The 12368-nt window shown below is 44.5% G+C and carries 16 protein-coding genes and 1 pseudogene; all 17 read right to left on the bottom strand.

Annotated elements, in window-relative coordinates:
- Positions 1-979, bottom strand: a 979-nt coding sequence (locus ACFRAC_RS36095; protein ID WP_382939363.1) for a hypothetical protein, incomplete at its 3' end; no start/stop codon positions are given.
- Complete coding sequence (locus tag ACFRAC_RS36090) at positions 976-1659, bottom strand: Gp15 family bacteriophage protein (protein WP_377895713.1); 684 nt, start codon at positions 1657-1659, stop codon at positions 976-978. The genes ACFRAC_RS36090 and ACFRAC_RS36095, both read right to left, overlap by 4 nt.
- Positions 1660-1671: 12 nt before the next feature.
- Positions 1672-2055: a hypothetical protein gene (locus ACFRAC_RS36085; RefSeq protein ID WP_377554445.1), complete on the bottom strand. Its 384-nt coding sequence runs from the start codon at positions 2053-2055 to the stop codon at positions 1672-1674.
- A gap of 76 nt (positions 2056-2131) precedes the next feature.
- Positions 2132-2302, bottom strand: a pseudogene (locus tag ACFRAC_RS36080) (fibronectin type III domain-containing protein); the annotation flags it as partial.
- 85 nt (positions 2303-2387) lie between these two features.
- A complete protein-coding gene (locus ACFRAC_RS36075) occupies positions 2388-2837 on the bottom strand; it encodes a phage tail tube protein (RefSeq protein ID WP_376912402.1) in 450 nt (149 codons plus the stop codon).
- A 12-nt stretch (positions 2838-2849) separates the two neighbouring features.
- A complete protein-coding gene (locus ACFRAC_RS36070) occupies positions 2850-3194 on the bottom strand; it encodes a minor capsid protein (protein WP_382357066.1) in 345 nt (114 codons plus the stop codon).
- Between the two features lie 52 nt (positions 3195-3246).
- Positions 3247-3576 (bottom strand): minor capsid protein, encoded by a 330-nt coding sequence (locus ACFRAC_RS36065; RefSeq protein WP_377967974.1) that lies wholly within the window; start codon positions 3574-3576, stop codon positions 3247-3249.
- A 14-nt stretch (positions 3577-3590) separates the two neighbouring features.
- Entirely contained in the window at positions 3591-3929 is a 339-nt protein-coding gene (locus ACFRAC_RS36060) for a putative minor capsid protein (RefSeq protein ID WP_376912395.1), read from the bottom strand.
- Positions 3922-4341 (bottom strand): hypothetical protein, encoded by a 420-nt coding sequence (locus ACFRAC_RS36055; RefSeq protein ID WP_381151612.1) that lies wholly within the window; start codon positions 4339-4341, stop codon positions 3922-3924. Before ACFRAC_RS36055 ends, ACFRAC_RS36060 begins: the two co-directional genes overlap by 8 nt.
- A gap of 9 nt (positions 4342-4350) precedes the next feature.
- A complete protein-coding gene (locus tag ACFRAC_RS36050) occupies positions 4351-4605 on the bottom strand; it encodes a hypothetical protein (protein WP_376911013.1) in 255 nt (84 codons plus the stop codon).
- A gap of 161 nt (positions 4606-4766) precedes the next feature.
- Entirely contained in the window at positions 4767-5666 is a 900-nt protein-coding gene (locus ACFRAC_RS36045) for a capsid protein (protein ID WP_377957793.1), read from the bottom strand.
- Positions 5667-5682: 16 nt separating this feature from the next.
- Positions 5683-6315 (bottom strand): hypothetical protein, encoded by a 633-nt coding sequence (locus tag ACFRAC_RS36040; RefSeq protein ID WP_377984103.1) that lies wholly within the window; start codon positions 6313-6315, stop codon positions 5683-5685.
- A 231-nt stretch (positions 6316-6546) separates the two neighbouring features.
- Positions 6547-7662, bottom strand: a complete 1116-nt coding sequence (locus ACFRAC_RS36035) for a phage minor capsid protein (protein WP_382939356.1) — start codon at positions 7660-7662, stop codon at positions 6547-6549.
- Positions 7662-9173, bottom strand: a complete 1512-nt coding sequence (locus tag ACFRAC_RS36030) for a phage portal protein (RefSeq protein WP_377455226.1) — start codon at positions 9171-9173, stop codon at positions 7662-7664. The genes ACFRAC_RS36035 and ACFRAC_RS36030 overlap by 1 nt, the downstream gene beginning before the upstream one ends.
- 12 nt (positions 9174-9185) lie before the next feature.
- Positions 9186-10469 carry a PBSX family phage terminase large subunit gene (locus ACFRAC_RS36025; RefSeq protein WP_382522951.1) on the bottom strand — a complete coding sequence of 428 codons (1284 nt, stop codon included), beginning with the start codon at positions 10467-10469 and terminating at the stop codon, positions 9186-9188.
- Positions 10459-11019, bottom strand: a complete 561-nt coding sequence (locus ACFRAC_RS36020) for a hypothetical protein (protein WP_382939352.1) — start codon at positions 11017-11019, stop codon at positions 10459-10461. The genes ACFRAC_RS36025 and ACFRAC_RS36020 overlap by 11 nt, the downstream gene beginning before the upstream one ends.
- A gap of 745 nt (positions 11020-11764) precedes the next feature.
- A partial coding sequence (locus ACFRAC_RS36015) for a hypothetical protein (RefSeq protein ID WP_382939349.1) occupies positions 11765-12368 on the bottom strand: 604 nt, incomplete at its 5' end.

Here is a 12368-nt window from a genome sequence, read left to right as displayed (position 1 = left end):
GACCTGTAACTAACTGCCCGATCAGCATCCACACAGAAGAAAAAGCCGCTGCCATCCCGTTTATTAGTCCGATTCCGATTGCTAACGGGGATAGCAAAAGGGTTAAAGCTGGTAGTAAAAGCGTAAATCCGGCTATTACTTTGGATAACACAGGGTGGGCTTTGTTAAAATTGACTATCATTTTGGCTATCATCGTTATGAAATTGTAAACATAAGGCATGACTGCCGCGAAAACGTCCACTAACGGCTTAAATGCCTCTTTAATCGTAGCCATCATGGTGTTAAACGATTTTGCGTATGTGTCGTTTTCCATTGCTGCTTCATGCAGTTTGCCGTATAGCATAACGCAAGCCGCAGCGCTCGCAATAGCCACGGAAGCAAAACGCATTTGCCCTTGAGTGATCATTCTTGTCATGTCGTTTAACTGTTTCATGTTCGCCGTTGGGCCAAGCATTTTTAACGCTAAAACGGATGCGTTACCTTCACGCGCCATCCTCTCAAGGCTGCCTGTTACCCGTAACAGCCCGTTATTGACGGTGTAAAGTGGGTTTCCCATTCTCTTGAAATTATCTGAGATTTTTTCACTCTGGCCGCTCATGGCTAACATTTGACCTACGCCCTGGATAAAGCCGGCTTTCATGATCTCGTTGTTTTTCATGATGTTTTCTGTGGCCTTTTTATGCTCTTGACCAAGCCGCCGGACTTCTCCAATAAATTGTTCATTTGTGCCGGTGTAGTTCTTCATACTTTGCGCTAGTTTGAAAAACTTGAATTCTGTTTCAATAAGCTCCCTTTTGAATGGTATAAGGGCCTGCGCTGAGGCTCTATATGCCGCCTTCATTTCGGCGCTCATTAAGCGCAATCGTTCATTGTAACGGTTAGTATTCAAGCCATCTAAAGACCGCTGTAAGGTTCGTACGCTGCGCTGGGTTGGTGCTGTATCGAAAATGGCATCTATTACAACCCGTCCATCACTCATTTTTTACCACCCCTTCCGCGCAGGTTTTGGAAGAAGGCTGACGCCTTGGCGTCCAACTCTTTAATGGCTGCTTCTTCATCAACTGGCTTTTTATTTAGGGCGTAAATCCGCTTTAATTCCTGAATTCGTTTGCGTTCTTCTCCCTCTTTTGGCAGCTTCATTGTTCTAATCTCAATGACTTTTGAGAATTTAGCGTCCTCGCTCAAACCTTTTAGAAGGGCTTGGAATTTGCGCCAGTGTAATTTCCCTTGCTGTTCGAATAGATCGAGGTTGTAATCAAACAAAAAAGACGCGTATATATACTCCGCGTCTTGTTCAAAGTCAAAAACCTCATCTTTTTTGCTTGTGCTTTGTTCGCCTTCTGAGGTGTTTTGTTCATCTTCGTTTGTGCTTTGTGGTTGCTGCTGAATACTGTCTTGCGCTGTTTCTCCTGGTTCATGAATAAAGTTGTCAAAAATGGCTTTAACCAATATCACTTTTTCATCCAGTGAAAGCTCTTCAACGTCCTCTTTGTTTTCAGCAAAGACAAAAGCCAAAAGCGACCATTTTTGCGCTTCGGTGAATTCTTCATCTTCCAGCAGTTCAAACGCACGCAGCACCACATCAAAAAAGAGACGTAACTTTATACGCCTCCCCTTGAATATAATCACATCTTCTTCAAAACGATCAGTAAGCTTCATCGCTGACCATCACTACTTTATATAGTTTTTTGCTTTCTCCGCTTTGCTCGTTCCCATTTTCTCTTCTAGTTTGCTGTTAACGATATCGACAACTTTAATCATGTTGTAAACAGACTTACCGCCAGCTTGATAGATAAAATCAAAATTCTCTGCACCAAAATAAGATTCAATTAGTTCTTTCATAGCCTCATTTGCAGCTTCTTCAGCTTGAGAAATTTCTGCTTCAGTAAGCTTTGTGAAATCCATGCCTTTAAATTTCTCATAGTTTTTCTTCATCTTAGGATAGAGTTGTTCCCGCTTTTTTAAGCTTTCATCATCGTAATAAACGTCAAAAACTTTGCCGCCAATCTCAAATTCCTGTTTTGGTACTTCTAAATCAATTTTAAAAACTGTCATGTCATTACATCCCCTTTTTAAGTATTAAAAAGAGCATTAGCAATCGCTAACGCTCTATGTCTTGTATGTTGACTTATTAAGCTGGTGTTGGCTGTGTTTTCGTGACGATCTGAGACATTGGAGACTCGCCGCCCTCGTTCACTGCGGTTACATTTACAGTTAACTGCGTATCTGCCGCAATTCCCGTCAGTGTGTGTGATGTAGTCGTGACATTTGCGTCTAACTTCTTCTCTGCGCCTCTATAAACGTTGTATGAGTCCGCCCCTTATACGGCATCCCATTCCACTGTTACACTATCTGAAGTAGCTGTGTACCGTAGATTTTGGGGCGCATTAGGGCGTGGCTGTTGTTTCTGTCGGCTCGCCATTGAGGTGAATTTCAATACTGATTTCACCTTTAGCTCCTGCATCCCCGCCAGGTCCTTCAATAGTCGCAATGGTACAAGGGCATTCAATAATATTTCCGTTCGGCTCTTCCCATTTGAAATTAGTTTCTCGATCAGGGCCAACTTTATATTTTTTGCTGAAAACATACTCTTGCGCTTCATCACCATAATATCTATGACCTTCGAATGCGATTGTTTGTTGGCCGCCTGTTACTGTTGTTTGTTTCATGGTTCCGGTGTTTAAGTATTGCGTTTGGTCGTTTTCTTCGTTCAAACTTGGATCAAAGCTGCTTAATCCTTTCGCAAGTCTTGACCATGTGCGCTCCGTTCCATCTGGTGTAATGTCGATAAAGAATTTATGTGATGAGTTAATTAAGAGACCTTCTTTTTGAGGCATTCAACCCACTCCTTATAGGTATAGTTCCGCTTGAAACATTGCGGTATATATGTGGCCCTCTGGTGTTTGTTCAACCCAGTTAGGCGTTGTGTAAACTTCGCATTTAACAAAAGTAAAAGAGCCGCCACCACTTGTGACCGCTCCGTTAGTTAACGTATCTAATTTGTCTGATATTTGCTGACAAGTTGTGTATGATTTATATTGATCAAGATGTCTGACCAATATCTGAAAGGCAAAAATGTAATTTCGGGACATATCCAGGTTTTTTGTAGGTTTAACGCTTGGGATCGCCAAAATTGAAATGTCGTTCCCGCTTGTCAAAGGGCCTACGGTCAGCGTCTTTTTAAATAAGAGCATGTTACTTTCGATATACTGCTTCATTCGGTCTAAAAAGTCCATAACACACCCCCTAAAAAGTACGATTCCGTAGGTTTTCCATGACTCTCAACCAACGGGGCAGAAAATAAGCCTTTGCCGCTTCAAACCATAGCCCCCGCGCATTCGGGTTTTTATCTTTCGAGAAGTTATACTGTGGGTTATAGTAGACCTTCTTCGCATAAGGTGTGTCCCATATAAGCTTTCCGTTTTCAAGATCAGATGCACGCTGCGAACTGGCAATCAAGTTTCCAGTATCGTGGGGCGCGTAGTAATTCGAATCTTTAAGCACTTCGGACGATAACAGGAATTGACCTTCTTTATCAAAGTTGTCAACCCTGCGCGAAAGGTTCCCAAGATCCACGCGAACATGACTTCTCATTTGATTTCCACCTCATAATGATGGGGTGCGCCTGGGTTTTCATCGTACAATTCTTTGACCTTCTGCACCTCGTATGTTTTCCCGTTAAACGTAACCCTGGATTGCTCTTTCAGCCGCTTGAATGGCTTTGAGTTTAAGCGATCAATAAAGATAATAGACTGGCCTTCCACGTCATTACGGACGTTGTTCCGCATAATGGCCGTGACAGGTTCAACCCTGATCCTCTCAATGGGAATAGGGGCCGCAAAACCGCCGCCCCATCCGTTTGGATTGTCCGTAATCTCTTCATATTCGATTGAATGTATAAGCAGCTCAATAGGGATTGGTTTAGCCATGAACGGACACCCCACGATATAGCAGACCCGTAGGCGCTAAAAATGAGAGTACAGACGGGCTGACACGCGCTGATTGTGTGCCGGAACTGCCATTCGAACTAGAGCCGCCGCCAGTGCTATAGCTGAATGATCCAACGCTGACACTGTTCATGTCATCCATTCCCGCGTTAACCGCCGCATCGCCGCCTTTCATGACGTAAAACTCTACCTGTGCCGCTGTCGCCTTCATAATCAAGTCTCTGAAGAGTGAGGGAAAGCCGCTAATGTCTTTTCCGTATATCTGAAAGTTGGTTACCTGGTCTATAATGTCGCTCGCCCGTTCAATATACCTTTCAAGATCAGCAGAATCAGGGGCCGCAGCCCCTTTGTACACATTGTTATAGTATTCAGGAGTGATATAAGGCATGTTCACCCCTCTTTTCTATTCTTTTTTGCTGTCTTTTTCGGCTTTTTTAGCCTTCTTCAGCTCTGCTTTAAGCTCTTTCACTTCCGCTTCTAGCGCTTCGATTTTGTCTAATGCTTCGTTGTGTTCACCGATAGGGACAGTACGCCCGCCAGTTGCACGCTTCAGAACCTTCCCGCTCTCGTCAATCTGATCATATCCGTCTCTTAAATAACCATTAACGGCCTCGTCTGAGACCGTTAAAACACGATTAAGCTTTTTCACTTTTGCCATGTGTGAAGTACCTCCTTATTTATTACTGAGCCGCCGCTTTTGTTTTGGTTACGATTTCCGACATAGGAGACTCGCCACCAGGCCCAACGGCTGTAACATTGATTGTCAGTTGTGTATCGGCGCTCAATCCGTTAGCTGTGTACGATAGATTTTGGGGCGCATTAGGGCGTAGCAGGCGTGATATTGAACGCCATGCCAGGTACTTTACGCTCAATAGCGAATACGTCCCAATATTTGCGCTCAAAGTATAGGAATTTGCCGCCTGTTTTCGCGCTTGGCTGATCAAGTGACACAAATTCATAGCGCTGTGGTGCAAGCATAGAATCAGGGTGAATCAGAATCATGTTAATTTGAACCGCTGAAGGATCTACAACCGCCCCCCGTGTGAAGTCGTACACTGTTTTCATTCTTGCGGACGGAACAGGCTTAACAGTGACTTCATCAAGTGAACGAACACCACGGCTGATATTGCCGTTATTGTTTGTCACTGACAAAGAACGTGAAATTTGTTGCGCGTTTTTAAGAACTGTATAGATTGGCGCAGCTACATATAAAATCCGTCCTTCCAGTGGCACTTCCGCTTCGTCCATTTGTAACATTAGTTCATCATAGACGCCCAAAACATTAGTTTCGTCAATTTTAGTCGTATCGGCTTTCCCGCCATATTGCTGGAATTCAGAATAAAGCTTTGAAGCCATGTACTTATCCATTTCAGGGATTTTCTGCTCGTCATTAAAGACCTTTGTGATATTGGCAATAGTAATAGCCATGTTTGTCTCGTCAACGTCCACCGGATCAACCATAGTACGGAATTCACGGTCATGGCCTAGTGTTTTAGTTTCCCAGCTGTTATCAACCTGGCGTGAGAATGTGCCAATATCCTCGCGGTTATAGTCGGTCATTCCTGTTACATCAATGCGTGGAATCTGAATCGTTTTGGCATTCACCCATTTAATGCGGGAATTGTTCGGTGTGTTGTAAAGCTCCGTGAAATAAAGACCTTGTGCAAATCTTTGTTGTAAACCCTGTGAATAAAGCTCTGCATAGTTTAAGTTTGGCATATGTCGTTACCTCCTATTATTTGAACGCTGCCGCCCAAGCTTCTAACTCGGATGACGGTTGTTTTTTATGTTCGCCGTTTGTAAATTTTGGCTGTGGTGTTTCTTCCTGCTGCTGTTCTTTGAAGTGCGGATATTTTTCTACAACCATTTGCATAGCTGCGTTCATATCCACTTCATCAGAAACATAGTTTTTGGCTAATGCGACTACATCCGGCACTGAATCAGCGTTTACACCCAATTTCATAGCTGAAATTTGTGCCTTTAATGATTCATTTTCGCTTGAAACGGTATTGTATTTGGTTTCATAATCTTTCAAGCTGTCGGCCATCTTCTCGGCTTCCGTTTTCTGCGATTCCTGCCACTCTTGAAACTTTGCAAGACCTTCTTTTGCAGACTTAAAGTCCTCAACGCCAAGCTGTTTCAAAAGCTTTTCTTGTGCTCTCTTCGTTTCTTTAGCAATCAGGTTGTTTACATCACTCTGCGGCAAAAGCTTTTCTTGTTGCTGTTGTGTTGGCTCTTGCTGTTGTGGTTCCTGTTGCTGATTTCCTTCCGGGTTAGCCGCCGGATCGGGGTTATTTGCTGCGCCTGCGTTCGGATCGCTCTGTTCAGCGAAGAACTGCAGATTTAGTCTTAAAAGTCTATCTCTCATGTTAAAACCTCCCGAATGGGTAAAATACTTCTGTTTTCTTTAACGCCCACTACAGATAAACGGGCAAGAAAAAAGAGCCTTACGATAGATAAACCGTTGGCTCTTCTTTCTTGTTTGCTTCTTCAATTTTCCGCAGTGCTAAACCCATGTTAAAAACAATGGCTTCCAATTCCTCAACCTTCTTTTCTAGCTTTTCGTGATCTTTTTTCAATACAAACATGCTGCACCGCCTTAATTGTATATTTGCTCGCGCTCTCGTCGCCGTGTACGCCCTGTTTCCTCTAGGAAGGCCCTTAGCCTTGCCTGACCGTCTAAAACCTTCCTGTGTGCCCGTTTCGCGCCAATTTCATCATTCATTTTTTCGAATGTGGCAAGCTCTCTTTTGTTGTTCCTTATATTGCGTTCTAACGCCCTCTGTTTTTGGCTTTCTTTGTATGCTTTTTCGTTCCGCTCTGCATTAACAGGATGATAACGTTGTTCTGAAATGCCTGGAATGTAGGGATACTGAACATGGCCGCAGTTAATACCAAACAATCCGTCCGGTTCGCCCTTACTTGTGCTGGATAGCGCCGGATATTTCGGATCATTGCCGCTCCTGCTGAATATCCTGCCTTGATACGGGGCGCATTTGGGCCGTGCCCCTACGTGTGAGCTGATTTCTACCAAGTCCACGCCGTAACTATCAAACCTTGAGTCCTGCATTTCGTTAGCAACGTTGTTACCCATTGTTCGAATGACCGTATAAGCGTAACCTTCCGCATACCTTCGTTTGCCGTCTGCTGTTATTAATGCCGGTATTCCCTTTTGCGCCCAATCTTGCACGGTGCTTCTCAGGGCTTGTTGTGGCGTTTTTAGTCCACTGATAACCCCTGCGACTGTCTGAGTCAGTATGTCACGATACACTACCTGGCTTTGAGTCAGCATTGTCGAATTGACAAGGTTATAAATATCGGTTGCCTGCCTTGCGAATGCGTCTAGTATCTGCCATATGGCCGGATCTTGTTTGACTGGCAGTGCTGCCATAAGGGGAATACCTTGAGCTATCGCCTTTTGAAGTACCGCCTCATTCGCTTCTATGCCTTCCATGCCACTGTTCTGAAGGATTTCACGGATCTTCTTTTGTGTAAGCTTACTTTTCTTTGATATGGCCCGTATATTCTCCCGTGTGAGTCCGCCGATCTGTTCTAGCTTCAGCGCATACCATTGATTAACGTCCGCTTCCAAGGCTTTTGTATCCTTCGCCAGCAGCGCGCCAATGTTCTCTAATATCTCCGTCTGAATGGACGAATATATCTGAACGATAGGCCAGGACAATTGTTCCGCTTTCTCAGGTGTTACGCGTGCCATCAGACACCGCCGCCGCCAATTTCACTAACATCTGGCAGCTCGGTTGCCGCTTCTTCCTTCGCTTCTTTGATAAGCTCCCGCGCTTTCTCTTCAGGCACTTTGAGAATGTGCATAAGGCCCATATAACGAGGCATCAGCCCGCTGTTAACTAACTTCAGATAGAAGTTGGCGTTGGCATCCCGATCCTCTGCAATAGAGTCGTCAAAGTCAACGGTCACATCATAGTCAGGAGGGACAGTAAACACCTTGTAAAGCTTTGCGATCTCGCAAATAGTGGTAATCAGATTTATAATTCCCTCTTCGATCACAGTCTCATGGCTGTTCTTCGTTTGGAATGTCTTGCTGTTCTCACTGACTACCTCAGTAGCCGTTTTTACGCCCTGACCATCAAAAGAGAACACGCCAGGACTAAACCCTATTTGCATTGCGAAAAGATCCAATAGGGATTGAATAGCCTTAACGTGTTCTTCTACTCTCAGCTCAATAGAGTTGTCAACAATCTGTTGCCTGTCTACATCTTCAAAGTTGAAAGCCTCGTATACTTCGTCACTAGCGTCAAAATAACGGTGAAATTCCTCGGTTTCTGCGTTAACAACTGTCCTGATAGCTGAGTGTGGAACAATGATACGCTTTTTACCCAACCTGAATTCACGGTGATAGCTGTCAAAGGCTGTATCCAGGGCTTTTATTGTGTCGATAGCATTCGCATATAGCGAAACACCTAAAGGGCTTTGCAAATCAATGTTATTTGCTATGTTTGGCTTGAAATAAACAAACAAAGGGCGTGAAAGTCCTTCGATAGTCGCTTCCTTGGCTAAATCGGGATAAAGTGTGTCAAGCGCTACCTCTATTCCCAATTCACTGTTATTATCCGATTGGAACAGCTGATTTTTAATGACATATATTTCGCCATCCCATTGATGCCATTCGAGTAGCGTGTACCACTTATTGCCCCTCTTCGACACAGTTAGGAACACACCTTCCGTTATATCGCCGTTTGAATATGCCAATGGGATAAAGCAATCGGCAGTAACATAACTGATCTTTATTCTCTTTTGCCCCGCCCTATCCGTATCAACGTATGCTTTGAGAACCAGGCCACCAAGGGCAAACATGTTTTCCAGGCGATCTTGAAACAGCTTATAGAATTTGTTGTATTTAAAAACGCCTTCTATCTCTTTAGAAAGCTTTTCATTTGAAATATTAATCGCGCATTTTTCGTTAAAGATAAGGCTCGCCATTTCTTTACTGGCTACTTTCGCCATTCCCAACGTAAACATGCGCCGTGTGCGTTTGCCGCCCTCAATGGTTGTAAATTCTACCTTGTGGAATGGTTCGCCGTTGTATTGATCAAGTTCCCCTTTGTACAATGGCAACCACACGTTTTCTATCATCTGATAAAAATCATCATCCACCGGAAGGGCCTGAATGTTTGAAACTGACTTGATATTCTTGATCAGCCCCATTTTCTGCATCACCGCCTTTACTTTTGCAATTAGGCTTTTGAACATTGTGTCACCGCCCTATTTCACATACTCTTTATAAAAATAGTTCACGCTGTATCTGAACTCGTCCATGCTGTGGTTGTTCTCGTCAATCGGCTTGCCGTTGTCGTCTCGACAATATAGCCCGCTTTCCTTGATGAAGTGGTAATGATCGTACTTTTCATCATCCACCAACCGGAACATGTCTTTTGTTATGGTGTTCTGCGCCCGCTCGATACCAACCTCAATACCTTGTGAAGTGCCCCTAATGTCTTTAGCGTTATTGTCCGCCTTGGACGTATCAACGCCTATGAGGTGCAGCTCTTCACGCAATGACTTACAGGCTGGATCGACAAAGAACCTCGTATACCGCATCTGATATTTGTCAGTGCAGTATTTTATGAACTCTTTTATCTCTCTTGCGTAAATACTCATTGCCTTCACTTGTCCGGTTTCAGCGCCTGAATGGTAGTAATGAGCCACGCGATTTAAACGGCGTATCAGTTTCCCTTCTGTGTTCCGGAATGACGTTACGATATTACATGAGACACTTGTCGCGTCAGACTGCCCGCCGTCAGCTGCAAAGTACATTTGTATCGGCTTACCGATCAATGTCCTTTCTGTGTGCGCCTCAAGGTCAAGCATTCCGTATATTACGCCTTGTGGGTTAACCCGCTTCCCTTCCCAATCTCGCTTTAATAGGTACGGGTTCTTCTTCAGCGTGTCGTAAATCTCTTGTTTCCTGTCGTCAGTCAAAATAGGGTTGTCGTGGATCGTCCAATGTTGCCAGCGTGTGTCTTGCACCTCAAACACATCTTTAATGACCGGATGATTCGGGGCCGGTGGGTTCAAGTCTGCCAGGTGATAGCGCATCTTTGCCGCGAACGTCCGCCGGAAGCATTCCTGAATCATATCCATGTGTAGCAGATTGATCTCACAGAACACGACTGAGCCAAGCGACATACCTGTAATAGCTTTAACGCTGTCCGCTTTACCGCCGCCCTTGTAATAGACTTTCTTTGTCCCTGTCGGCGTCTGTACCTCTAAATGATCACCTAAATCATCATGCTTCACTTTGGCAAGGTTGCCGAACTGATGTTTAAGGCCCGTCCCGTCACCGTCAATAAAGAGCCTGTATGCTTGCTCCTGGTTATAGGCAACGACCAAATGGTTTTGATCCGGCGTTAGCGACAAATAAAGAGCATAGCGAAAATGGCCCGCTGTCGTCTTTCCTGACCGTGGCGTGCCTTCGTTTGCTTCTAATGTACGATCAAAAGGTCTTGTTATGATGTCCTGCTGCTTCGGTGAAAACTTAATTTCCATCGTCTCCACCTTTATTCACGGCTTTATACAACACACCAACCACACCAAAAAGCCCACAAACGCCTTTATCGCCTTTAAGCAGCTTTGTCCGCTCTTTCGCAAGCTCGGTATCTGCCTTGATCTTGTTTGTCTGCGCCTTCGTCTGATTGTCTTTGATCTCAGACTCTTTGCGCCATACGTCAGGCTGACGATTTTTAAGCCAGAATATAGCTGCGCCTGTGTCGGGCTGAACCTCTTTGACGATACGCTTAGTGATTTTCAGTTCACTTTCACCGTTCATGTTTTGAACCCATTCGTATGTGTCCTCATTGTACTGATAGCCCAGCGCCCGCTTTAATAAGGCATTCTCGACTTTCAGATCAATAACGGCTTTCCCTCTTTTTAAGGCGTCATCTATGTCAGGATGCTTTTTCTTCCACTCATAAAGCGTCTGCCGCTTAATTCCCATGTTATGAGCGATATCTTCCTCTGTCAGACCATCACGCGCCCAATGCTCTATCTTCTTCAGGCCATCTTCCGTGATCCACTCTGCATATTTAGCCTTTGCCATTTACAAACCTCACCGCCTCCTATTCTTTTTTGATGCAGCTCCTGAACATGCAAACGTATTTATTGCCTGCCCAGGAACCCCACACGCAGCCATTACATTTGTGCGCCTCTTTCTCCGCTTTCAGTGCTGCTTCCCTTTCCTCTTCCTTCTTCCTTTGCAAATAATCGTATAGGCTCATTTTCATATCTCCTTTTGTTGTCTCTGATCTGCGCCCGCACTCAAGCGCTGTTTAGGCTTTCAATCGTTTCCCTGAGAATCACCGGACACAGGTCACAAACAACACAAAAAAGCGACCCCGCTTATTAGCAGTGCCGCCTTAAATATTTATTGCCTCCCATGATAAGACTGTGATGGGATCACCCTACATGTTATTAAGTAGCAGTCTTACCGGCAATGTCGTCCAGGCTATCCCCGAACCCTAAAAATAGCGAATTGCGACCCTTGACCCACTCACTTAGCCGCTTGTGTCACCCATACGAACGCGACACCACCACAATAAAGCCGGTTATCGTTATACGAATACCGGAGGTCCAATCATACACATGGCATATCGGACGGCGACCCTTGACCACCCTTAGCCGCTCACGACATCCGCAGAATATGCCGCCACCACGAACGCCCCAAGACTCCCACACCTTGGCGCTCCTACTCTAAATCAGACTTTTCCCGAATTACACCATCGGAGGAATCCCGTATACATCAGCTTCCCTGGCCTTCGCACGGGATGAAATCAGTAATGTTATTGTTATACGAATTTCGGCAGGATATAAACGCCTAATTCTTTAACCCATACCATTTTTTCTTTCAGGTCGCTATCCATAATTGTAGGTTTGTCATCCACTATGGATCTTTTCACCTTCGCATGGATCACATCTGCTTTAGGAATTTCAGCGCCTACAATGTCTGCGATTCTTACAAACGACATGCAATTGTGTAATGGATGACCTTCCTCGTCTGTGTAACCGTATTCCGCAAGGCCTTCAATGTACCCACTGATTTCAGCCAGCTCTTTTACTCTTTGGTCATATGACTGTTTAAGGTCTTGAAATTCCTTCTCCGCATCTTCTTTCTTGGCTTCGAATGTTTTGATTCTGTCAATCAATCCCCGTCTTTCGGATTTACGGCTGTTGATTTCTATTTTCAAGAGCTTGTTTTCTTCTTCAAGCTCTTTGAATTCTTGATGCAGATTATCTAGATCGCTTTTGATGTGCTTGGTATTTAAAGTTACTGTGAGCTTGTCCGATGACTCGTCAATTCGTTTTCCAATGGCTTTAGCTCGTTCAGTTTCCCGCTCTTGCCCAATCAATTCACGTTTCAATCTTGTAATTTCGTTGCTCATATCTTTGACA

The organism is Streptomyces sp. NPDC056628 (assembly GCF_042792555.1).
Lineage (GTDB): Bacteria > Actinomycetota > Actinomycetes > Streptomycetales > Streptomycetaceae > Streptomyces.
This window is presented reverse-complemented; position numbering and strand designations above follow the sequence as displayed.